Raw genomic sequence first — 23077 nt, 5'->3', positions numbered from 1 at the left:
CGCGGCCAGCGCGCCCGTGCCGCCGTCCGTCGAGGCCGAGCCGCCGACCGCGATCACCAGGGCGGAGACCCCCGCCCGCAGCGCCGCGCCGACGACCACGCCGAGGCCGGCGGTGTGCGCTCCCAGCGGGTCGGGCGCGGCCATCAGCGGCAACCCCGACACGGCGGCCAACTCGACCACGCCCACCCCGTCCGGCAGGCGCAACCACCCGGAGTCGACGGGCCGCCCGTCCGGACCGGGCGCGCCCGGCACCGGCATCCGCACGGCTGCGGGAACGGCCCGCGCCACGGCGTCGAGCGTGCCCTCGCCGCCGTCGGCCAGCGGCAGCCGTACGACGTCGTCGCCGGGCCGCACCCGCAGCCACCCCTCGGCCAGGGCGGCCGAGGCGACATCAGCCGCGACGGTGCCCTTGAACGCATCCGGGGCGATCACGATACGCATGACGTGTTCCACTTTCCTGGTCGGCGATTTCGGGGATGGCACCAACGACGGGCCGGCCGCCTCGACCGCCGCCGCCCACGCTCGTGGGCGGCGGCGGTCGCCGTTCTTCTTCGGAGCGCCCGACGTCAGCCGAGCACCTCCGTCACATAGCGACGCTTCATGGTGTCCACCACCGCGTCGCCGTCCGCGGCCCAGACGTCCGCGTTGAAGATTTCCACTTCGACGTCGCCGGTGTAGCCGGCCGCGTCGACCGCCGCCGCCATGGTCCGGAAGTCGATCACGCCGTCGCCCATCATGCCCCGGGCGAGCAGATTGTCGGCCGGCAGCGGCAACACCCAGTCGCACACCTGGAACGAGGCGATCCGCTCGCCCGCCCGCGCGATCGCCGTGAACAGGTTCGGGTCCCACCACACATGGAACGCGTCCACCACGACGCCCACTTGCTCGACCGGATGCGGTTCGGCCAGGTCGATCGCCTGATCCAGGGTGGACAACACCGCCCGGTCGGCGCAGTACATCGGGTGCAGCGGCTCCAACGCGAGCCGGACGCCGTGTGCACCGGCGTAGGGCGCGAGTTCGGCCAGCGCCTCGGCCACCCGCTCCCGGGCGCCCGGCAGATCGCGGTCCCCGGCGGGCAACCCGCCCACGACCAGCACCAGGCAGGCCGCCTGCAACGCCGCGGCCTCCTCGATCGCCCGGCGGTTGTCCTCGATCGCCTCGGCCCACGCGCCGGGCTCACGCGCCGTCAGGAAGCCACCGCGACACAGCGACGACACCCGCAACCCGGCGTCGTGTACCAGCTTCGCCGACTCGGCCGCACCCGCCTCGGCCACCTTGTCCCGCCACAACCCGATGGCCGGCAACCCGGCCCGTACACAACCCTGCACCGCCTCGCGCAACGACCATGAGCGCGTCGTCCACTGGTTCAGCGAGAGCCGCGCCAATCGCGGGTCGCCGGCCTCGGGCGTGGGCGTGCCGGCGGGCTTGCCACCGGGGATGTCCACCGTGCTCATGTCGACGCTCCCGTCCTGGTACCGAAGCCCGTCCCCGCCCGGCTCTCGCCGCCTGTCGGCCTCACCCGCGCACCCCCGCCACCGCGAGCAGCGCCCGCATGCGGTCGGCCGCCAGGTCGGCGTCCGGGAACAGCCCGGCCGCGTCCGCGAGGCGATACGCCTGCGCCAGGTGTGGCAGCGAACGGGCCGACTGGGCACCGGCGATCATGCCGAAGGCCGGCTGGTGACCGGTCAGCCAGGCCAGGAAGACGATGCCCGTCTTGTAGTGATAGGTGGGGGCGGCGAACAGATGCCGCGACAGCGCGACCGTCGGCGTGAACAACGCGTCGTATCCGGCCGTGTCGCCCGCGTCCAGGGCCCGCAGCGCGCCCGCCGCGACCGGGGCGATCGCGTCGAAGATGCCCAGCAACGCGTGGCTGAAGTGCCGGTCGTCGCCTCGGATCAGCTCCGGGTAGTGGAAGTCGTCCCCGGTGTAGAGCCGTACACCCGCCGGAAGTTCGGCGCGCAACCGGATCTCGTGGTCACGGTCGAGCAGCGAGACCTTGACCCCGTCGACGCGGTCCGCGTGCTCGCGCACCACGGCCAGGAAGACCTCGGTCGCGGTGTCCACGTCGGCCGATCCCCAGTAGCCGGCCAGCGCCGGGTCGAACACCTCGCCCAGCCAGTGCAGTACGACCGGACGTCGCACCTGGCGCAGCAGCGACCCGTAGACGCGGCGGTAGTCCTCGGCGCCGCGCGCGACCGCGGCGAGTTGGCGGCTCGCCATCAGCACCACCTTGGCGCCCGACTCCTCGACCACCGCGACCTGTTCCGTGTACGCCTCGATCACCTGATCGATCGTCAGGTCCGGGTCGGCGTGGTCGGTGCCCGCGCCGCACGCGATCAGCGCGTACGGATCGCCGACCGTGGCGGCCTCGGCGGCGCTGCGCCGGATCAGCTCGGCGGTGGCCGACCAGTCCAGGCCCATGTTCCGCTGCGCGGTGTCCATCGCGTCCGCGACCGCGAACCCGTGCGACCACAGGTGGTGTCGGAAGGCGAGGGTGGCGTCCCAGTCCGGTACGGCCGGGCGCCCCGGGGTGTTGTCCGCGAGCGGGTCGGCCACCACGTGTGCGGCGGCGTACGCGGTGCGGGTTCGAAAGGCCGGGCCGCCGGGGGCCGCGCCGAGGTAGACCCCGGTGGGCTCGTACGGTTCCAGCGCTCCGGCCGCGGTGGGCAACAACAGGCGGGCGGTCACGCGGACTTCCCGTCCAGGACCGGCAGCTCCACCCGACGGCCCTCGGCCGACGAGCGCAGCCCGCACTCGGCCAACTGCACGCCGCGTGCCCCGGCGAGGAAGTCGAAGGCGAACGGCTCGTCGGCCACCACGTGCCGGACGAAGTCCTCCCACTGCACCTTGAATCCGTTGTCGAAACCGGCGTCGCCCGCGTTGTCCGGCACCTCCTGCCACTGGTCCCGGAAGGGCTCGGTGACCGGAAGGTCGGGGTTCCACACCGGAGTCGGCGTCGCCGAGCGGTGCTGGACGCGGCAGCGGCGCAATCCCGCGACCGCGCTGCCCTCGGTGCCGTCCACCTGGAATTCCACCAGTTCGTCCCGGTTGACCCGGACCGTCCACGAGGAGTTGATCTGCGCGACGATTCCGCCCTCGAGTTCGAAGATGCCGTACGCGGCGTCGTCGGCGGTCGCCGGGTACTCGCGCCCGCGCTCGTCCCATCGGGTGGGTATGTGGGTGACCGCCTTCGCCGTCACCGCCTCGACCCGGCCGAACAGGTTCTCCAGCACGTAGGACCAGTGGCAGAACATGTCCACGACGATGCCGCCGCCGTCCTGGGCACGGTAGTTCCAGCTCGGACGCTGGGCGGCCTGCCAGTCGCCCTCGAACACCCAGTAGCCGAACTCGCCGCGCACCGAGAGGATTCGGCCGAAGAAGCCGCCCTCGATCAGCCGTCGCAGCTTGAGCAGGCCGGGCAGGAACAGCTTGTCCTGCACCACACCGTGCTTGACCCCGGCGGCGTCGGCGGCCCGGGCCAGGTCGAGTGCGCCGCTGAGCGTCTCGGCGGTGGGCTTCTCGGTGTACACGTGCTTGCCCGCCGCGATCGCCGCGTGGATCGCCTGCTCGCGCGCCGTGGTCACCTGTGCGTCGAAGTAGATCGAGTTGGCCGGGTCGGCCAGCGCGCCGTCCAGGTCCGTCGTCCACGCGGTGATCCCGTGCCGGTCGGCGATCGCGCGCAACTTCTCCGCGTCCCGACCGACCAGGACCGGTTCCAGCCGGACCCGGGACCCGTCGGCGAGTGCGACGCCGCCCTGATCACGAATGGCCAGGATCGAGCGGACCAGATGCTGGCGGTAGCCCATCCGGCCGGTGACGCCGTTCATCACGACGCCGAGGGTGTGGGTGGTCATGGGTGGGGCCTCTCAGAAACGCGAACGGGACGGAAGCGGGTCGGCCTTCCCGATGGGAAAGCGCTTTCCCGTAAGCTAGGCCGCCACGACGATCAGGTCAAGGGAATGGAGAGCACGCCGGGCTGTAGACAACCCGCAGAGGCCGGGCTCACCCCGGACAGTCGGGTATCCGCTTTCCAATCGCTACCATGTGCGTATGTCCGCGCCCACGCCGATCCCGACCCCCGACGCGCCCCTGCCACGTCCGACGGGCCCGGTCACCCTTCAGCAGGTCGCCGAGCGTGCCGGCGTGTCCTCGGCCACCGCCTCCCGTGCCCTGCACGGCAGCAGCGGCACCCGAATCGTGGGGGAGGAACTGCGCCGCCGCGTCCTGGACGCCGCCCGCGAGCTGCGCTACGTCTCCAACGCGCCCGCCCAGGCGCTGGCCCGGTCGACGACCAGCGTGGTCGGCGTCGTGGTGCACGACGTGGCCGACCCGTACTTCGCCGCCATCGCCGCCGGCGCGATGGGCGTGGCCCGCGAACACGGCCTGCTCGTCATGCTCGCCGCGACCTTCCGCGACCCGGAACTCGAACTGGACTACCTGGCCCGCCTCCGCGCCCAACGCGCCCGTGCGGTGGTCCTGGCCGGCAGTGGTTTCGCCGATCGCGATTTCACCCGGCGGCTGGCCGCCGAGGTGGACGCCTACCGCGCCGACGGTGGCCACGTGGTCGCCGTCGGTGAGCACGGCATCGCCTCGGACACGGTCCGCCCCGCCAACCGGTCCGGCGCCGCGTTGGCCGTGCGGCACCTGCACGACCTCGGCCATCGCGACTTCGGCATCGTCTCCGGACCACGCGCGCTGACCACCGTGCGCGATCGCCTCGACGGCGCCCGCCGACAACTCCGCTCCCTGGGCGTGCCGTTGCCGCCGGCACAGGTGATCGACGGCGGCTTCACGCGGGAGCAGGCCCGCGTCGCCGCCCGCACCCTGCTGACCCGCGCCCCCGACCTGACCGCGATCGTCGTCCTCAACGACGTGATGGCCGCCGGCGTCCTGGCGGCCCTTCGCGACGACCTGGGCCTGCGCGTACCCGACCAGGTCTCGGTCGTCGGCTTCGACGACCTGCCCTTCGCCGCCGACCTCAACCCCCCACTGACCACGGTCCGCCTACCCCTGGCCGACATCGGCGCCCGAGCGATGGACATGATCCTCACGGGGCCCACCATCGAACCCCGCACCCTCGACCTGGACACGGAACTCATCCTCCGCAACAGCACGATGCCGCCGCGGTAGGTCGGCGAACCGGCTCGCCGCCGACCCCGCTCGCTGCCGGCCTTCGGGGCGGCATTCGTATCCGAGCCCGCCTGGCGCCCGTATCGGTATCAGCGTTCGCCTCCGTCGCACGCCCGCACTCGCCTCTGCGTCGACCCGAACCGGCACTCGGGCCCGCGCACTCGTATGTAGGCCGAGGCTGCGAGACATTCGAACAGGGTTGCGGCGTACAGCGGCAGCGGGTGTCGGGCCGGGGCCAGGAGGGCGGTCAGGGTTGCGCCGAGGGCGAAGGTGGTGATCTTCAGGCTTGCGCCGGTGGTGAAGATGCGGCTGCGGAGGGGGACCGGGGCTTCGCGGTGGCGGATTGCGAAGAGGGCCGTGAGTTGTGGGCCTTCACCGACGCCGACGAGCACCATCGCGGCGATCGTTGGGATCGGGCGGCCGGTCGCGGCGAGCAGGAAGGCGCCGGCCAGGAGCAGAGGGCTGCACCACATGACGGTGTCCGGGGGGACCGCGTGCGGGCGGCGGGCGAGGAGGGCGTTGGTGGTCAGGGCCGAGGCGGCGACGACCGAGAGCAGGATCGTGCCGTGGGCGGCGGAACCGAAGGTGCGTTCACCCGCCACCGGGCTGTACGCGACCAGGATGCCTTGGCCCACGCAGGACGACATCGACGCGGCCGTGGCCCGGGCCAGCGGAGGGGTGCGAAAGACCGCACGGAATCCGGCGGCCAGGTCGGTGCCGATCGACGTGGTCGGCGTCGCTCGCCGAGCGTGGTCCCGGGGCGGGGGCAACGTCCGGGCCGAAGGCAGCGCGAGGCAGATCAGCGCCGCCGAGGTGAGCACCGCGACGTCGGCGCCGGCCAGGCCGGCCACGATGCCGGCCAGGGCCGGGCCGGTCAGGCCGGCCAGGTTGAAGGTCATCGCGTCGAACGCGGTGGCGCGGGGCAGGCTTGCGGCCGGTACGACGCGGGGCAGCTGCGAGGTCCAGCCACCGGCCAGGGCCGGAGCCGCCAGGCCCGCCGCCGCCGCGATCACCAGGACGACCGGGAGCGGAACCGGCCCCAGAGACCACACGATCACCCCGAGCGCCGCCGCATAACCGGCCAACGCGCCGGCAAGCAACAGGCCGGGTCGCGCGGAGCGATCCAACAGCACGCCGAAGACCGGGCCGCCGAGGGCCGCGGTCGCGGTGACGCACGCGAGCAGCGCCGATCCCACGGCCGCCGACCCGGTGAGCGCGTACCCGGCCAGGAGCAGCGCCGGCCCCGACATCTCGTCGCCGGTGCGTGCGGCCGCCGCCCCCACCGTGTATGACCACATCCCGTAACGCTTTGTCATCTTGTGCACGTTACGCAGGTAACTCAATCCTCCACCAGATGCGTTACATTCTCCCCGTGCCCTCGTCCCCTCCGAACCCGAACCGAAATCCGAACCCCGACCGATCCACCCGCCACTCGATCGAAGCCGTGGCCCGCCGAACCGTGGCCCTGGTCAACGCCCTCACCGGAGACGATCCGGCGACGGACCAGGCCCCGACGACGCCGTCGCCGGAGTCCCTCGCGGCGCTCCTGCGCGCCCACGGCGAACCCGACCCCGTCGAGCTGACCCCGACCGACGTCACCGATCTGCACGCCGCCGCGGTTCTGCTGCGCACGGTCTTCGTCGCCCAGGACGTCGACACCGCCGCGTCCGCGCTCAACCGGCTGCTGTGCCGTGGTCGAGGGACTCTGCGGCTCACCTCGCACGACGGGCGCGGCCCCTGGCATCCGCACCTGGACGGGGACGACGATGCACCGTGGGGCGAGTGGTTCCTCGCCTCGTCGTGCCTGGCCCTGACCATCCTGGTGTGGGATCGACAACGGCCGCCCGGCGGCGTCTGTGCGTCCGGTACCTGCCGGCGCGTGTTCACCAACGAGGGCAGTGGCCGGCCCCGCCGCTACTGCTCTCGTCGCTGTGCCACCCGCGAGCGGGTGGCCGCACATCGGCGGGCACACGCGTAGACGTACCGGCCGCAGCCACACCGCGACCGCAGCAGCAACACCGGCGCCGGCAGTGGCGCCAACGTCGGCGCCGGAACCGGCAACCCTTGGACCCGACACGCACCCCTCCGTTTTTGTGACAATCGGGGAGTGACGTCACCACATCCGCTCGGAGAGTTCCTGCAAGCCCGCCGTGCCCGCCTCCAGCCCGGCGACGTCGGGCTGCCGGCGGCCATCGGCCTGCGTCGGACCCAGGGGCTGCGCCGGGAGGAGCTGGCCGCGCTCGCGGGATTGAGCATCCAGTACTACACGCGCCTGGAGCAGGGTCGGGAGAACAATCCCGGCGGTGCAGTCCTGGACGGTCTCGCGGCGGCGCTGCGGTTGACCGAGGAGGAGCACGCGCACCTGTACATGCTGGCCAACCATGAGGACGAGCGGGTGTCGGCCGAGGGTGCGCCGGCGGATCGGGAGACGCGGCCGGGAATCCTCGCCCTGCTGGAGCGGGTTCGACCCTGGCCCGCGTGTCTGCTCACCCGGACCGGCGACGTCCTGGCCGCCAACCCCGAGGCGTTCGTGCTGTTCCCGGGGTTGGCCCAGTGGTCGCCCGACCGGTGGAACATGATGCGGTATCTGTTTCTGCACCCGGCCGCGCGGGACCTGTTCGTCGACTGGGAGGGTGTCGTGTCGGGCGCCACCACCCAGTTGCGCACGCTCGTGGCGGCCGATCCCCGGGATCGCGCACTCACCGCCTTGGTCGAGGAACTCACGGCGCAGAGCCCGGAGTTCGCGACCCACTGGCAACGTTACGAGGTCCGGCACGGGGACCTCGACCGGGCGACCTACCACCATCCGCAACTCGGCGAGTTCACCCTCGCGTTCGAGGTGTTGCGGATGGAGGGCGGCCGACGCCTCCTCATCCACCAGCCGGTGGAACAGAACGAGGCGGGCCGTCGGCTCCTGCGCGAACTGTCCCGCCTCGCCGCGACGAACGACCCACCCAAAATGCCCTAGCCACACCCGAGGTCCGCTTCGATGCCCTCGCGGGGGGCAGCCGACGGAAGCCCTCGTACAGTCCTGTCGCCCAAGCCGAAGCCCCCGCCCAGCCGCGCACCACCGACGCCGAAGCTCCCGCACGCTCGAAGCCCTCGTACCCCCGAGGCCCTCGCACCGCCGAAGCCCCCGTACAGCCGCACCGCCCGAACAGCCGTACCGCCCAAGCCGCCGCACCGCCGTATTAGCGTAGGCCCATGACCAAGTCGCTCCCCACCACAGCAGCGCGCGGTCGGTGGTGGTCGGGCGCCGAGGTCCTTTTCCGCACGGGGCGGCAGACCCTCATCCGGTCGTTCTACCTGCTCACCGCGCCGGTGACCGCCGCGGCCGGCCTCCTGGCCGTCCTCGGCGGGGCGGTCGTCGCGACGCTCGGTCTGCTGCTGCCCGGTGGTTCGCCGGTCGTGGCCCGCGCGATGGCCCCGGCGCGCAGGTGCGCCGACCTGGAACGGTGGCGCATCGCCAAGGTGCGCCCCCCGACCCCGGAGCGCGAACACCTCGACCCGCCGCCGAAGCCGCAGGCCCGCGGCGCCGCCGGGGCCGCTGCCGGGGCGTGGCTGGACGCGGCGCACGCGGTGGTGGCGTTCCCGGTCGCCCTGGTCACCGCGACGGTGACCGCGCTGTGGTGGTTCGTCGCTTTCGCCTGCGCCACCTGTGCGCTGCGCTACGAGTACGCGCCGCCCGGGTCGCTGCAACCGTTGTCCCTGACCGCGGGCGGCACCGAGTCGCACGTCTCGGTGAGCCTGGGTCTGTTGTCGCCCACCGATCGGGTCGCCTTCGGGACCACGGTCGGCCTGCTCCTGCTGTGTGCGCTGCCGTCGGCGATCCGGGCGTGCACCACCATCCAGGCCGGCCTGGGGCAGGCGCTGCTCTTCGACGTGTCCGCGTTGCATCGCCGGATCAGCGGGTTGGAGCAGGAGCGCGACACCGCCCGCGCGCAGACCGTCGCCGCGGTGACGGCCGAGACGACCGCACTGCGCCGGCTGGAGCGCGACATCCACGACGGTCCCCAGCAACGACTGGTCCGCCTGGCGATGGAACTGGGGCGGGCCGAGCACTACCTCGACAGCCGGCCGGAGACCGTTCGGGCGGCCCTCGCCGACGCGATCGTGCAAACCCGTGAGGCGCTGGACGAGTTGCGGGCGTTGTCGCGCGGCATCGCCCCGCCGATCCTGGTCGACCGCGGCCTGAACGAGGCGCTCGCCGCCCTGGCCGCGCGCTCCACCGTCCCCGCCGAACTCGATACGGTTCCGCTGGAGCGTCGGCCCGCCGCCGGCGTCGAGACGGCCGCGTACTTCGTGGTCGCGGAGAGCCTGACCAACGTGGCCAAGCACAGCCACGCGCACCGGTGCACGATCGAACTACGCCACAGTGGGGGAAGCTTGCGGGTTCGGGTGACGGACGACGGGGTGGGCGGCGCGGCGTCGGCCAAGGGACACGGACTGCGCGGTCTGGACGAGCGGCTGCACGCGGTCGGCGGTCGGCTGGAGATCGACAGCCCCGCCGGCGGCCCCACGACGATCATCGCGGAGCTGCCGTGTTGCTGACCCCGGGCGACGCGGCGTCCGAATCCGCACCGGATGCCATGGTCCGCCGTTCGTTGCGGATCGTCGTGGCCGACGACTCGGTACTGCTGCGCGAGGGCCTGATCCGCCTGCTCGTCGAGGAGGGTCATCGGGTGTCTGCCGCCGTCGGCGACGGCCCCGCCCTGGTCGAGGCGGTCCTCGAACACCGTCCGGACGTGTCGATCGTGGACGTACGGATGCCGCCGACCCACACGGACGAGGGCCTGCGCGCGGCGATCGCCGCCCGCGCGCAGCTCCCCGGAACCCCGATGCTGATGCTCAGCCAGTATGTGGAGGCGTCCTACGCCGGCGAGCTGCTCGCGGACGGCTCCGGTGCGATCGGGTACCTGCTCAAGGACCGGGTCGCCAGGATCGCCGAGTTCCTGGACGCGCTGGACCGGGTCGCGCAGGGCGCGACCGTACTCGACCCCCAGGTCGTCGCCCGGTTGCTCACGGAGCAGCGTCGGGACAGCCCGGTGAGCGCCCTGACCCCTCGCGAACGGCAGATCCTGGCGCTGATGGCCGAGGGCTGCTCCAATACCGCGATCGCTCGGCAACTGGTCGTCTCGGCCAGCGCGGTGGAGAAGCACATCGGCAACATCTTCGCCAAACTCGGCCTGCCGCCCGACGACACGCGACACCGCCGGGTCCTCGCCGTCCTCACCTACCTGAGCGGCTGACGGCGGTCCGCTCGCCGCGCGTTCGATCCCCAGGGCGTGCGCTTCCCCCGCCTCGGGGGTGTGGCCTGCCATACCCCCGAGTGTCCGGCCTGCTCCGGTGACCCGGCGGCGCGGGTGCGAAACCGTGGTCGGCATGACAGCGACACCACCCGACGCGGACCCGCCACGACCTCCGGCAGCCCTCGCACGAATCGCAGGCAGCCCCGATCGCACACGCGCCGCACCCGCCACGCCAACCGCACCCGCCATGCGCACCTCACGCGCCACATTCGCCACGCTCGTCGCCCTCGCCGCGGCCCTGCTCGTCGCCCTGTTCCTCGTCCCGGGCCTGGTGGCGGCGAGGGGGTCGGGCGGCGACTCGCTCGACGAGGGCAACCTCGCCGCATCCTTCCGCACGGAGTTCGTCCGGTACTGGAATGCCGGCAACCGGGACTTCACCCCCGGCATGGAGCGGGTGGTCGACTACTGGTTCCGCTATCACGCGGCCAAGGCCGTGGTCGCCGCGCTGCTGCTGATCGTGCTCGGTGTGCTCGGCGTGCTCCTCTGGCGGGCATTCCTGCGGGCCGACGGCCTCGGGGCGGGCGGGAGGGCGGCCCTCGGGTCGGCCGGCGTCCTCGTCGGGATGCTCACCTTGTTCGCGGCGGTGGTGCTGGTGGCCAACATCCAGGGCGCGGTGGCGCCTTTCGCCTCGCTGTTGGCGATGTTGCCGGCCGGCAAGCCGAAGGGGGAACTCGCCGTGATCCTCACCCGGATCAGGGAGCAACTGGCCGCGCCTTCGGGCACGGCGGGTACGGGGACGGGTACCGGTGCGCAAACCCCGCCGCCCCTCGACCTGATGATCGACGACTTCGCCCGATACCACGCCGCGATGGCCGTGCTCGGTGCGATCGTGGTGATCGCCCTCATCGGCCTGAGCGTGCTGTCGTACCGGCGGTTCGCCCGAACCAAACCGTCCGCCCGAACCAAGCCGTCCGCCGGAACCGACCCCGCCGCCCGAACCGATCCGTCCGCGCGGCGAACAAGGCGGCTGCTGGGCTCGTTCGGCGTCCTCGCGATGCTCGCGGCGCTCGTCGTGGTCGTCGTCGTGGTGGCGAACATCGGCAACGCCACCGACCCGAAGCCGGGGCTCGCGGCCCTGTTCGACGGCGGCTGGTGATCGACCTCCCGTCGTGCGGGTGAATACGGCTACCCGATCGCCGAGCCGAAGCGGTTCACCCACTCCGCCGCTCCGGGCAACACCTCGTCCAGCGGGGCGACCTCCGGATACCAGGCCCGCTCCCACTCCAGTGACACCCAGCCCTGCCACCGGTGTTCGCGCAGGGTGGTGCCGATGGTGGTGAGCGGTACGGACCCGGTGCCCAGCGGGACCGGCGTGGTGTCGGTGGCGGACGCGGCGTCCTTGATCTGGACGTAGCGCAGCAGCCCGGCCAGGGCCTCGGCCGTGTCGCCGGGCTGCTCGCCGTGCCGCCACGGGTGCAACGCGTCCCAGATCACCCCGACCGCGCCCGCGAACGGTCGGACCAGGGACGCGACCGCCGCGCCGGTCGGGTGCGAGTCGTGGGTCTCCACCAGCATGGTGACCCCGCGCGCGGTCGCCTCCGGCAGCAGCAGCGCGAGCCGGTGCCCGGCGCGTTCGGCGTCCCCGTCGCCGGTGCCGCCGGGGAAGATCCGCACGGCGGGCGCGTTCAGGTCGTGGGCCAGGTCGAGGAGTCGGCTGATCGAGGACACCACGATCGGGTCGGGCGTGGGCGCGCAGATGCCGGCGTAGCCGGCCAGGCACGGTACCGCGAGGTCGGCGTCGGCGATGCGGGCGCGGATCGTCCGGCGTTCGTCGACCGGCAGGTCCAGGTGTACGAACTCGTCCTGGTGTACCCGCAGTTCCAGTCCGGTACAGCCGTGCCGTCGGGCCCGGGCGAGGTGTTCGTGCAGGGGGCGGCCGGGTGCGCCGAGTGTGCTGAACGCCCACTGTTTGGCCTGCTCGGGTGTGCTCACGCGTCCTCGACTCCCTCGCCCGGCGCCACGCCACCGATCGGCTTGGCGGACCCGCCGCCCGGTAAGCGCTTTCCATACGGAGGTTAGATCGCCGTCGGATTGCCGGTCAAGCACACCCCGCCCGACACACCGCTCGGAACCGCGCCCGTATCCGTACGCTCGTGTTCCGTCCGTCGCCGACTCCGGTGCCGGGCCCGGAGGTCGTCTCGACAGGGTCGCCAGGGTCGTCCGGCCCCGCATGCGACGACCACACACGACCGCCACACACAAAAAAGGGCGAAGGAACATGTGTCCCCCGCCATTAACAACTTATAACGCACCGGGGGCCTTGCGGCAAGGCCCCCGTCGTACCGCAGAATCATCGACCTGAGCCCGAACATGGGCCGGAATCTGCGGATATAGGAGAGTCACTACGTGCGTGTGCATGCCGTGAACACCCCGACCACCACCATCGCCGGCAGCGCGTTCGACCTCCCCGACCGTCTCTCCGCCAAGGCCGACCCGGCGCTGATCGCCGACGACGAGTTGCACTTCGCGGCCATCGCGGAGTGCCTGGAAGAGTCCGTCGCCGAACTGTCCGCCCGCCTCGACGCCGAGCGCAAGTCCCCCGGCGGCAAGGGCCGGCAGGCGATGGACCGGGACATCGAGATCCACCGGCTGACCACCCGCCTGCGGGCCCTGCGCCGCTTCGGCCTGGACCTGTGCCTCGGACGCATGGTCGGCACGGACGACGCCGAGCCGGTCTACGTCGGCCGCCTCGGCCTCACCGACAGCGCCGGCCGCCGGCTGCTGATCGACTGGCGCACACCGGCCGCCGAGCCGTTCTTCGGCGCCACCCACGGCAACCCGATGGGCCTGGCCAGCCGGCGCCGCTATCGCTGGACCCGCGGCCGGATCGGCGACTACTGGGACGAGGTGTTCGGCGCGGACGCCTTCGACGGGCACGCCGCGCTGGACGACCAGTCCGCCTTCATCGCCAGTCTGGGCGGCAACCGCTCGCCCCGGATGCGCGACGTGCTCGGCACCATCCAGGCCGACCAGGACGCGATCATCCGCGCCGGATCGCGCGGCGCTCTCGTGGTCGACGGCGGGCCGGGCACCGGCAAGACCGTCGTCGCCCTGCACCGCTCCGCCTACCTCCTCTACGCCGACCCTCGCCTGGGTCACCGGCGGGGCGGCGTACTGTTCGTCGGCCCGCATCAGCCCTACCTGAACTACGTCGCCGACGTGCTCCCCAGCCTGGGTGAGGAGGGCGTGCAGACCTGCACCCTGCGGGACCTCGTCGTCGAGGGCGCCGAGGCCGGGGTGGAGGCCGACCCGGAGGTGGCCCGGCTGAAGTCGTCCGCGGACCTGGTGCGGGCGATCGAGAAGGCCGTCGCGTTCTACGAGGAACCGCCCACCAAGGGGATGACGGTCACCACCCACTGGTCCGACATCCGGCTGACCGCCGGCGATTGGGCCGAGGCGTTCGACGCGGCGGAACCCGCCGCCGCGCACAACGAGGCGCGCGAGCAGATCTGGGAGGAACTGCTCACCATCCTGGTGGACAAGCACGACGACGAGGTCTCGGACGACCTGCTCCGCAGGTCCCTGTCGCGGAACCGGGACCTGTTGGCCGCCTTCAACGCCGCCTGGCCGCTGCTGGAGGCGACCGACGTGGTCGGCGACCTGTGGTCGGTGCCCGCGTACCTGCGGATGTGTGCTCCCTGGCTCGGCGCGGACGAGGTTCGTCGGTTGCAGCGCGGAGACGTCCGGGCCTGGACGGTGTCCGACCTGCCGTTCCTGGACGCGGCCCGGCTGCGGCTCGGCGATCCGGAGGCGGCGCGCCGCAAGCGCCGACACAAGGCCGCCGTCGCCGCCGAACGCGAGCACATGTCGCACGTGGTCGACGCGCTGCTGGAGGCCGACGACGACGGCGAGGGCGCGGTGACGATGCTGCGCGGCGAGGACTTCCGGGCGTCCCTGGTCGACGAGTCCGCCCAGCCCGGCATCGAACCGGACCTGCTCGCCGGTCCGTTCGCGCACGTCGTCGTGGACGAGGCCCAGGAACTCACCGACGCGGAGTGGCAGATGTTGCTGCTGCGCTGCCCGTCCCGAAGCTTCACCATCGTCGGGGACCGTGCCCAGGCCCGGCACGGCTTCACCGAGTCGTGGCAGGAACGCCTCGAACGCGTCGGGCTCGACCGGATCAACCTGGCCTCCCTGGGCGTCAACTACCGGACGCCGGAGGAGATCATGACCGAGGCCGAGCCGGTCATCCGGGCCGTAATCCCGGACGCCAACGTGCCGACCTCGATCCGCAGCAGCGGTGTTCCCGTCGCGTACGGCTCCGCCGCGGAGCTGACCTCGATCCTGGACACCTGGCTCGCCGGCCATGCCGAGGGAATCGCCTGCGTCATCGGCGACCCCACCTTCCGGTCGACGCCCCGCGTCCGGTCGCTGACCCCGGAGCTGTCCAAGGGGCTCGAATTCGACCTGGTCGTCCTGATCGACCCAAAGGCGTTCGGCGGCGGAATCGAAGGGGCGGTCGACCGCTATGTCGCGATGACCCGGGCGACCCGACAACTCGTCATCCTCACGAGCGCCTGAGCCGGCCCGGAGGAACGCCCGCCCCGGCCGCGTCGAACGGCGGGGCGGGCCCGGGATTCGAGGGCAGGGGCAGGAACCGGGTCAGCGCCGCCGACCCACCGCGAGCGTCATGGCCGCACACAGTACGCCCGGCAACAGCAGCGCCCAGGCCAGGTCGTGCGGGTCGGCCGCGCCGTCGACGCTGACGAAGGCGCCCATCGCGGCGACGCCGACCGTCGCGCCGATCTGGCGGACCGCGTTGAGGAGGCCGCCGGCGGCGCCCGCCGTGCCCTCGGGGGCCGTGGTGATCACCGTGGTGACCAGCGCGGGGAGCGCGAAGGAGACGCCGAAGCCGGTGCACAGCAGGCCGATGGCCAGGACCGGGTAGGCCGACCCGGTCAATACCGCCGCGGTGAACACGACGCTGCCCGCGGTCAGCAGGCCCAACCCGGCCAACATCGGCCCCCGCGCTCCCGAGGCGGCCACGATCCGGCCGGTGAGCAGCGGGTTGACCGCGAACGGCAGGGTCATCGGCAAGAACGCGACGCCGGTCTCCAGCGGCGACATGTGCAGGTTCTGCCGAAACAGCAGCGGCAGGACGAACAGCAGCCCGGTCATGGTGAAGTTGACCGCCGCCCCCGCGAGCAACGCGGACACCGTGTTCCGCGAGCGCAGGATCGCCCGGGCCGGCACCGGGTCGGGGCTGCGCCGCTCGGACCCGGCGAACAACAGTCCCGCCGCCACCGCGCCCGCGCCCGAGGCGATCGCGTGGGTCGTGGCGCCGGAGCCCGCCGCGATCAGTGCGTCGGTGGCCAGTCCGAGGGCCACGCACGCGACGAGTTGGGAGGTCCAGTCGATCGGCCGGACACCCTTCGGGCAGCGCGCCGTTCGCCCGGCGGTCAGCGCGAGGGTGAGCGCGGCGAGCGGTACGTTGATCAGGAAGATGGCCCGCCAGCCGAAGGCGTCGACCAACACGCCGCCGGCGATCGGTCCCACCGCGAGCGCGGCGCCGCTGAGTGCGGCCCACACCGCGACCGCCCTGGCGCGCTCGGCCGGCACCGGATACAGCGTGGTGACCATCGCCATCGACGCGGGTACGCACGCGGCGGCGGCCACACCGAGCAATCCGCGCAGGGCGACCAGGGTCCACAGGTCCGGCGCCCACGCGCTGAGCAGCGAGCCGAGGCCGAACGCGACGATGCCCACCCGGAACGCCCGATGCGCACCGAACCGGTCGGCCACTGCGCCCGCCGTCAACAGCAGCGCGCCGAACACGACGGTGTACCCGGACACCACCCATTGCAGACCGGCCACCGAACTGCCCAGCGACCGGGCCAGATCCGGCTCGGCGACCGACAACACGGTCAGGTCGAGCAACACCATGAAATAGCCGAGCGCGATGCCGAGGAGGGCGACCGTACGCGAACGCGCCGTCGGCGTGGGCCGGGTGGACAGGGGTGAATCGACGACGGACATCGAGGTTCTCCAGGAATGGAAGGGGTGACCACGACCGAGAACACGCCCGAGGTGTCGGCGATCGGAATGGGGTCGAGGGCAACCACTGTGTGGGCGCGCCCGATTCGACTCGACCGGCTGGGCCGCATGCCCCGTTCGGAATATCCGAACGCCCGCCCGGGGTTGCCGGACCATGGAATTTCGGCAACTCCGCACGTTCGAGACGGTCACCCGCACCGGGACCGTCACCGCCGCCGCCAACGTGCTCGGCATCGCGCCCTCGTCGGTGTCGGAACAGATCCGGGTGCTGGAGAAGTCGGTCGGCGTCGCGTTGTTCGACCGAGGCCCCCGGGGCATGACGCTGACGCCGGCCGGGGAGCGCATGCGCGACTGGGCCCATCGTCTGCTCGACCAGGCCGAACAGGCGCGCCGCGAGGTCGCGGAGGCCGCGCCGCTGTTGCGGCTGGGCGCGTTGGAGAGCATCGCCGCGACGCACGTGCCGCCGGTGCTGGCCCGGCTCGCCGCGCGTCGGCCCGACCTGCGGGTCCGGGTGGCTTCGGACCGAACGCGCGACGAACTGCTGGGCGAGGTGGCCGCCGGCCGCCTGGATGCGGCGCTGGTCCTGGACACCGGCACCTGGCTCGGCGAGCTGGGCTTCGAACCGCCGCCGGCCGCCCTGGCGTTCGTCGACCTGGAGCCGGTCCCACTGGCCCTGGTCGCGGCGCCGGGCCATTCGCTCGGGGGCCGGGCCCGGATCGCCGGCGAGGATCTGCGCGGGCACCGGCTGCTGGTCAACGCGGCGGCCTGCTCGTTCCGCCTGGCCGGTGATCGACTCCTGGGCGCGGAGGTGGAACAGGTCCGGGTCGGCGGTGTGGCGGTCATCCGGGCCTGGACCGAACAGGGCCTGGGAGTGGCCCTGTTGCCGTTCTTCGCGGTGGCCGACCAGCTTGCCGCCGGGAGCTTGATCCGGCTCGCCCTGGACGCCCCCGATCTGACCCTGCGTCTGGTCTGGCGCCCGGACCGGGAATCCCTCCCCGGCCTCCGCGAAGTCCTCTACGCGGCGGCGGCTCCCACTTCGAGTCCCGGCCCCGGCTCGGTTGCCGACCCGGCTCCCCACCCGGCTGCCGCCCCCGGCCCGGCCTCCGCGCCGACGCCCGCCCGCGCCGTCGCGACCACCACCACGGCGCTCCCGGCGCGCTGACCCGACACGACCCGACCCGCACCGCCGTCCGGCCCGGCCGCCGTCCGGTGCGGCGACCGAGCCGGCGGCGTTTACGTTCCGGGGTTGGCGGTCACTGTCCGTTGCGGAGCCGGTGGGCGGTGGATGGGAGTGCGATGGTGCAGCGACGACGGGAAGTCCCTCGGCGCCGGGGTGGGGCGGCGTCATGGACCCGGTGACCGCCTCCCTGGTCGAGATTCACGACCGGCTCGGCGCCGTCACCGACGGCGAAGTCGCGGACTACATCCCGCAGTTGGCCTCGGCCGACCCGCGCACCTTCGGGTTGGCGCTGGTCAGCATGTCCGGCCACTGCTACCGCGCCGGTGATACCGACGACCCGTTCAGCATCCAGTCCGTGTCGAAGCCGTTCGTGTACGCGCTCGCGCTGTCCGAGCTGGGCCCGGCCGAGGTGAGCCGCCGGGTCGGCGCGGAGCCCAGCGGCGAGGCGTTCAACGCGATCAGCCTCGAACCGGGCACCGGCCGCCCGGCGAACCCGATGGTCAACGCCGGCGCCATCGTGACCACCTCACTGGTCCCGGCCGCGGACGCCCGGGATCGTTTCGAGCGCATCCGCGCGTGCCTGTCCGCGTTCGCGGGCCGCTCCCTGGACGTCGACGAGGAGGTGTACCGCTCCGAGGCCGACACCGGCGACCGCAACCGAGCCCTTGCCTACCTGATGCGCGGCGCGGGGTCGTTGTCCGGCGACGTGGACGAGACCGTACGCACCTATTTCCGCCAGTGCTCGATCCGGGTGCACGTCGCCGACCTGGCGGTGATGGCGGCGACACTGGCCAACGGCGGCGTCAATCCGGTCACCGGCGACCGGGTGGTCGCCGAACCGGTGGCGGTGCGGGCACTCGCGGTGATGGCCACGTGCGGCATGTACGACACCGCCGGCGAATGGTTGCTGCGGGTGGGCCTGCCCGCCAAGAGCGGGGTGTCCGGCGGCCTGATCGCCTGCAGCCCGGCGCGCTTCGGCATCGCCGTGCACAGCCCGCCACTGGACCGCGCGGGCAACCCGGTACGCGGCGTGATCGCGCTCACCGAACTCTCCGAACGCTTCGCCCTGCACCTGATGCACCAACCGGGCCGGCACATCGCGACCGTCACCGATGTCACCACCTCGCTCGACCACCCCTCCTACCGGGCCCGCACCCCGGCCCAGCGGGCCGTCCTGGACCGCGAGGGGCACCGCATCGTGGTCATCCGCGCCCAGGGCATGTTGGAATTCACCGAGACGGAACACCTGCTGCACGCGCTGCGCGAGTCGGTGCCGCCGGCACCGGGTTGGATCGTGTTGGACGTGGACCGGGTCACCGGGATCGCGGTCGGTGCCGCCGCGATGCTCGGCGCCGCCCTGGCCGATCTGGCCACCGCCGGTCACGAGCTCGCCATCGCGGCCCGGGAACCGCTGCTCGACCCGATCGCCGAGCCGGCACCGTGGGCCGCGTTCCGCAGCCGCGAGGAGGCTGTGGCCTGGTGCGAGGACCGACTCCTGGCGGCGGCACCACCGGCGGGGTGAGCGCGGTGGCCTTCGTCCCGGGAAACGCGGGCTATTCGAACTCGGGCCGCTCGTACGACCCGTACGTGGGCGCCCCGACCCGTTCGTAGGAGTCGATGACCACGCCGGTCCCGGTGGTGCGCGACCCGGTGAGGGTGAACGCGGTCGGCTGTAGATCGGGGGTGAACAGGCGCTTGCCCGTGCCCACGACGACCGGGAAGGTCAGCAGGTGCATCGTGTCGATCAGCCCGAGCCGGAGCAGCGCGCCGGCCAGGGCTCCGCTGCCGTGGATCTGCAGTTCACCGCCGTCGCGCTGCTTGAGCGCGGCCACCTCGCGGCCGAGATCGCCGCCGAGCAGCGTGGTGTTCGCCCAGTCGGCCGACGTCAGGGTGGCGGTGGGAACGTACTTGGGCAGTCTGTTCAGCCGGTCGGCGATCAGGTCGTCGGGGGCGGTCATCTTCGGCCAGTACGACGCGAAGATCTCGTAGGTGCGGCGTCCGAGCAGGAAGGCTTCCGCCCGGCCGATGACGTCGGTCATGAACCGCCCGAAGTCGTCGTCGCCGTAGGGCACCGACCAACCGCCGTGCTCGAACGCGCCGCTGGGGTCCTCCTCCGGCCCACCCGGCGCCTGGTAGATACCGTCGATGGTGAGGAAGGTGGTGAGGACGAGCTTCATGGCAGTGCCCTTCGTGGTTTCCGAGCCGTCACATGCTTCGACCGCCGGTCGGCCGGAAACTCATCGGTGCGGGAGGGATCCCTGCGAAGTTCCCACCACCCACGGCGGCAAACCACCTCGCGCGGCACCCACTCCGCGCGACCATCGGCGCACGAGGAGCCACCACATGTCGTATCCGATCTATCCCGAGGCCCGCTACCGGGGCGAGGGCGGCGAGGTCAGCGCCCGCTTCCGCCCCGCCGAGCATCCGCCCGAGCTGACCACGGCCGGGGCGACCTACCACTACCTGGCCACGACCGATTCCACCGACGGCGAGTACGGGCTGTACCGGGTGGACATGCACGCGGTACCCAGCGGCCCGAGCACGCACTTCCACCGGACCATCTCCGAGTCGTTCTTCGTGCTGTCCGGCACGATCCGGCTGTTCGACGGCGACGCGTGGCGCGACGCCAAGGCCGGTGACTTCCTGTATGTGCCGGTCGGCGGCCTGCACGCGTTCCGCAACGAATCCGGCGAGCCGGCCTCGATGTTGCTCCAGTTCGCGCCCGGGGCGCCACGCGAGACCTACTTCGAGGGCATTCCCGAGTTGGAACACCTCACCGACAAGGAACGCGCGCAGTTCTTCCTGCGCCACGACAACCACTGGGTGGACCTGGGCGGGTAGTGCGACGGCCACCGCATTCGCCGTCCCTACCACCGGGGCATCGCCGACCGTCGCCGGATCCGCGAGCCCGGCGCGGTGGCGATCAGGCTGCCGGCATGCCCGGTCAACGCCCGACACGTGCCCGGTTCCGCCGGCTCCCCGGCCAACGGGGCGAACTCCGCCGCCTCCGTCACCGGGAGCCGGGTGGACAACCGGCCGGCCCGATCCGCCGCGTACAACCTGCCGTTCATCGCGGTGAGCACGATCGCACCACCGGCGGGGCCCAGTTCGCGCCACGGCGGTGTCGCGTCCGGGTCGGCGGGCAACTCGGCCGCGTACACGTGCCGCAGCCGGTCGTCGGCGCACACCGCGAACAGGCCGCCGTCGCACAGCGCGAGCGCGATCGTGCCGGTCGGCAGCCGGGACACCCAGGTCCACGGCGCCGGTCCGGTCAGCGGCGGGCGCCGCAACAGGCGGCCGTCCGCCGTGGCCGCGTACAACACCAGCGGCAACGGGCCGAACGCCTCGCGCGCCGCCGCCAGTGCCACCACCGGTCGGGCCGTGTCGATCGTGCGCCACGGCAGGTTCTGCCCGCTCACCTCGCGGCACACCAGCGCACCCTCGGTGTCCACCGCGAACAGCACGTCCTCGCAGGCCGCCAGCGCCCGGATGTCGCCGGAGGGCCCGATCTCCTCCCACTGCGGCTGCCGGTCCGCGTCGAGCCGATCGAGCACGTTGCGGGTGACCCGGTCCACCACCGGATCGGCCAGCGCACTGCCCCAGTTGATCGTGCCCGCGTTGAACACCGTGCCCGCACCCAGCCGGAAGGTGCCCATCACCGCGTCCCCGCCCTGACCGTAGCGGGCCCAGTGCCGCAGGTCGGCGGTGGCCAGCACGACGAAGGACGGCGGCGTGCCGTCCCGGCCCGTGGCGCGAGGCACGCCGCCGCGCCACTCCAACTCGGTCGCGTCCGTCTCGTAGCCCAACGCGCCCTGGGCGAACTTGTCGCCGTCCGCGAGCCCGGTGCCCGCGAAGACCCAGTGGTCGGTGAAGCGGGCGATGTACGCCTCCTCCCGGATCACCTTCATGCCCTCGCCCCACGCGCCCGCGCCGCGGCGGAAACTCAGTCCGGTCATGCTGTTCTCCGGGCGGTACACCGGTGCGCTGGACCACTCCACGGTGACCCGCCCGGGATCGATCGCCGCCATCGGGTCGCTCACCGCGTCCCGATGGCACACCATGGTGCGCCCGTCGTCCTCCAGCCGCATCTGCCACCACGCGGTGTTGGCCGCGAAGATCGCCAGATTGCCACCGCGCCGGACGAAGCCCTCAACCGTGTCGCGTTGTTCCCCGGACCAGTACTCGTCGTGCCCGTTGATCACCAACAGCCGGTAATGCCGCAGCAGTTCGTCGCCGCCGTGCAGATCCAGACCGGAACAGAACTCGACCGACCGACCGGTGGCCCGGAACCAGCGCAGCAGTCCCTCCTCCCAGCGCTCCGGCGGTGGGCCGCCGCCGGGTCGGTCGAAGGAGACCCGGGCGGCGCGATCCGGCTGTTCGGCGTAGTACAGCCCCTGGCCCGGCACACCGGAGCGGTTGTACGCCTGCCACGTGGCGAACGGCACCGAGACCAGGATGCCCGCCGTGCCGCCCGGATCCGCCGCCCGCACCACGAACCAGACCTCGTGGTCCAGCGGTTCGACCCCGGCGAGCGGGGTGCCGTCGTCGAACACGGCCCGGTAGAGCGAGCTGGGCCAGTGCTCGGGGACGACCAACTCCCAGATCCCACCGTCGATCCGCCCGCGCGTGAGCACCCGGTCCGTGATCGCGTCCAGGACCGTGACCTCGCCGTGCACCGGGCCGCCGTCGGTATGGGCGAGGTGGAAGCGCAGCCGACCGCCCGCGACCACCGAGGTCGCGCCGGCATACGCCAGAACGCTCATGCGACCGGCTCCGCCACCCGCTCCGCGAAGCCGGTCAACGCGCCGATCGGCACTTCCCGGCCGCCCGCCGCGCGCACCAACAGGTCCTCCAACGCCACCAGATGCGCCTCCAACGCGTGTACCGGCAGATACGCGGTGTCACCGGTGACGCTGACCACCAGCGCGTCGCCCTCGGAGACCACGTGCATGCAGTACCGGCAGGCGATGAACTCGTGCCCGCCCGCCGGTTCGACCCGACTGTGGGTGCGCGCCGCATCCAGTTCGGCGGTGGTCGGTGCCGGGCCGGTCGTGGCCGGCCGGTCCACCAGGCGCATGTCGTTGAAACAACAGAACGGCCGGATCGGCGTGCCGCGTTCGGCCGCGATCCGCTGCATCAACGCGTTCCACCGATCCGGGTCGTAGCCCGCGCTGCGATAGGCGCGCAGCGACGCCTGCCACGCGGCGGGCAGCAGGTCGGTGAAATGCGCGGCCGGGTCCAGGTCCAGGACGAACAGGCCCTCCTGGGACAGCGTGGTCACCAGATCGCGGCTCTCCGCCCGGAATCGATTGGCCACGATCGGCAACATCACCGCGGTGTCGCGACCACCGGCCCGGGCGGCCCCAACCCCCCCCCCCCGCCGCCCGACGGCGGCCGGGCGGATCCCGGGACGCCCCGCCCCCCCCCCCGGGGCCCCGGCCCCCCCCGCCCGGCCGCGCCGGCG

The 23077-nt window shown here is 72.7% G+C and carries 20 protein-coding genes; 10 read left to right on the top strand and 10 right to left on the bottom strand.

All coding sequences use genetic code 11. The annotated features are described in order from the left end of the window. The 4 genes from ACFXMF_RS35900 to ACFXMF_RS35885 all read right to left on the bottom strand — a co-directional run. The coding region (locus tag ACFXMF_RS35900) for a glycerate kinase (protein ID WP_380020976.1) at positions 1 to 441 on the bottom strand (441 nt) is incomplete at its 3' end. 125 nt (positions 442 to 566) lie between these two features. Further along, entirely contained in the window at positions 567 to 1454 is an 888-nt protein-coding gene (locus tag ACFXMF_RS35895) for a sugar phosphate isomerase/epimerase (protein ID WP_360310971.1), read from the bottom strand. Positions 1455 to 1515: 61 nt separating this feature from the next. After that, the gene (locus ACFXMF_RS35890; RefSeq protein ID WP_379989546.1) at positions 1516 to 2688 is read right to left on the bottom strand and encodes a dihydrodipicolinate synthase family protein; all 1173 of its coding nucleotides are present in this window, start codon (positions 2686 to 2688) and stop codon (positions 1516 to 1518) included. After that, on the bottom strand, positions 2685 to 3854 hold the full coding sequence (locus tag ACFXMF_RS35885) for a Gfo/Idh/MocA family protein (RefSeq protein ID WP_379989547.1): 1170 nt from the start codon (positions 3852 to 3854) through the stop codon (positions 2685 to 2687). The genes ACFXMF_RS35890 and ACFXMF_RS35885 overlap by 4 nt, the downstream gene beginning before the upstream one ends. Before the next feature lie 196 nt (positions 3855 to 4050). On the opposite strand from ACFXMF_RS35885, the gene ACFXMF_RS35880 reads away from it, so the two are divergent. Next, positions 4051 to 5130, top strand: a complete 1080-nt coding sequence (locus tag ACFXMF_RS35880; RefSeq protein ID WP_360310977.1) for a LacI family DNA-binding transcriptional regulator — start codon at positions 4051 to 4053, stop codon at positions 5128 to 5130. Positions 5131 to 5219: 89 nt separating this feature from the next. On the opposite strand, the gene ACFXMF_RS35875 is transcribed toward ACFXMF_RS35880, so the two are convergent. Then, a complete protein-coding gene (locus ACFXMF_RS35875; RefSeq protein ID WP_360310979.1) occupies positions 5220 to 6446 on the bottom strand; it encodes an MFS transporter in 1227 nt (408 codons plus the stop codon). A 38-nt stretch (positions 6447 to 6484) separates the two neighbouring features. Between ACFXMF_RS35875 and ACFXMF_RS35870 the strand changes: the two genes are divergently transcribed. The 5 genes from ACFXMF_RS35870 (at position 6485) to ACFXMF_RS35850 (ending at position 11535) form a co-directional block, all read left to right on the top strand. Next, positions 6485 to 7108 carry a CGNR zinc finger domain-containing protein gene (locus ACFXMF_RS35870; protein WP_379989548.1) on the top strand — a complete coding sequence of 208 codons (624 nt, stop codon included), beginning with the start codon at positions 6485 to 6487 and terminating at the stop codon, positions 7106 to 7108. A gap of 129 nt (positions 7109 to 7237) precedes the next feature. Further along, entirely contained in the window at positions 7238 to 8098 is an 861-nt protein-coding gene (locus ACFXMF_RS35865; protein WP_379989549.1) for a helix-turn-helix domain-containing protein, read from the top strand. 236 nt (positions 8099 to 8334) lie between these two features. Next, positions 8335 to 9681, top strand: a complete 1347-nt coding sequence (locus ACFXMF_RS35860) for a sensor histidine kinase (RefSeq protein WP_360310985.1) — start codon at positions 8335 to 8337, stop codon at positions 9679 to 9681. A gap of 53 nt (positions 9682 to 9734) precedes the next feature. Next, the gene (locus ACFXMF_RS35855; protein ID WP_360311063.1) at positions 9735 to 10379 is read left to right on the top strand and encodes a response regulator transcription factor; all 645 of its coding nucleotides are present in this window, start codon (positions 9735 to 9737) and stop codon (positions 10377 to 10379) included. Between the two features lie 247 nt (positions 10380 to 10626). Then, positions 10627 to 11535, top strand: coding sequence for a hypothetical protein (locus ACFXMF_RS35850; RefSeq protein ID WP_360310987.1), 909 nt, complete (start codon positions 10627 to 10629; stop codon positions 11533 to 11535). Positions 11536 to 11564: 29 nt separating this feature from the next. On the opposite strand, the gene ACFXMF_RS35845 is transcribed toward ACFXMF_RS35850, so the two are convergent. After that, positions 11565 to 12371 carry a sugar phosphate isomerase/epimerase family protein gene (locus tag ACFXMF_RS35845; protein ID WP_379989550.1) on the bottom strand — a complete coding sequence of 269 codons (807 nt, stop codon included), beginning with the start codon at positions 12369 to 12371 and terminating at the stop codon, positions 11565 to 11567. Positions 12372 to 12785: 414 nt separating this feature from the next. Here ACFXMF_RS35845 and helR point away from each other — a divergent pair, with 414 nt between their 5' ends. Then, positions 12786 to 14960: an RNA polymerase recycling motor ATPase HelR gene (gene helR / locus ACFXMF_RS35840; RefSeq protein WP_379989551.1), complete on the top strand. Its 2175-nt coding sequence runs from the start codon at positions 12786 to 12788 to the stop codon at positions 14958 to 14960. An 81-nt stretch (positions 14961 to 15041) separates the two neighbouring features. Here helR and ACFXMF_RS35835 read toward each other — a convergent pair whose 3' ends face one another. After that, positions 15042 to 16415 carry an MFS transporter gene (locus ACFXMF_RS35835; RefSeq protein ID WP_379989552.1) on the bottom strand — a complete coding sequence of 458 codons (1374 nt, stop codon included), beginning with the start codon at positions 16413 to 16415 and terminating at the stop codon, positions 15042 to 15044. Positions 16416 to 16587: 172 nt separating this feature from the next. Here ACFXMF_RS35835 and ACFXMF_RS35830 point away from each other — a divergent pair, with 172 nt between their 5' ends. Together ACFXMF_RS35830 and glsA are read left to right on the top strand one after the other, a co-directional pair. After that, entirely contained in the window at positions 16588 to 17595 is a 1008-nt protein-coding gene (locus tag ACFXMF_RS35830) for a LysR family transcriptional regulator (protein ID WP_379989553.1), read from the top strand. 184 nt (positions 17596 to 17779) lie between these two features. Continuing rightward, a complete protein-coding gene (gene glsA / locus ACFXMF_RS35825; protein WP_360310997.1) occupies positions 17780 to 19135 on the top strand; it encodes a glutaminase A in 1356 nt (451 codons plus the stop codon). Positions 19136 to 19166: 31 nt separating this feature from the next. On the opposite strand, the gene ACFXMF_RS35820 is transcribed toward glsA, so the two are convergent. Continuing rightward, a complete protein-coding gene (locus ACFXMF_RS35820) occupies positions 19167 to 19790 on the bottom strand; it encodes a dihydrofolate reductase family protein (protein ID WP_360310999.1) in 624 nt (207 codons plus the stop codon). A gap of 166 nt (positions 19791 to 19956) precedes the next feature. Between ACFXMF_RS35820 and ACFXMF_RS35815 the strand changes: the two genes are divergently transcribed. Then, positions 19957 to 20454 carry a cupin domain-containing protein gene (locus ACFXMF_RS35815; protein WP_360311001.1) on the top strand — a complete coding sequence of 166 codons (498 nt, stop codon included), beginning with the start codon at positions 19957 to 19959 and terminating at the stop codon, positions 20452 to 20454. 26 nt (positions 20455 to 20480) lie between these two features. Here the strand turns inward: ACFXMF_RS35815 and ACFXMF_RS35810 are convergent, their stop codons facing one another. Further along, entirely contained in the window at positions 20481 to 22376 is a 1896-nt protein-coding gene (locus tag ACFXMF_RS35810) for a N,N-dimethylformamidase beta subunit family domain-containing protein (protein WP_379989554.1), read from the bottom strand. After that, the gene (locus ACFXMF_RS35805; RefSeq protein ID WP_380020974.1) at positions 22373 to 22930 is read right to left on the bottom strand and encodes a hypothetical protein; all 558 of its coding nucleotides are present in this window, start codon (positions 22928 to 22930) and stop codon (positions 22373 to 22375) included. Before ACFXMF_RS35805 ends, ACFXMF_RS35810 begins: the two co-directional genes overlap by 4 nt. Positions 22931 to 23077: the final 147 nt, after the last annotated feature.

Origin of the sequence: Embleya sp. NPDC059213 (genome assembly GCF_042754445.1) — a bacterium.
In the GTDB taxonomy this organism is placed as follows: domain Bacteria; phylum Actinomycetota; class Actinomycetes; order Streptomycetales; family Streptomycetaceae; genus Embleya.
This window is presented reverse-complemented; position numbering and strand designations above follow the sequence as displayed.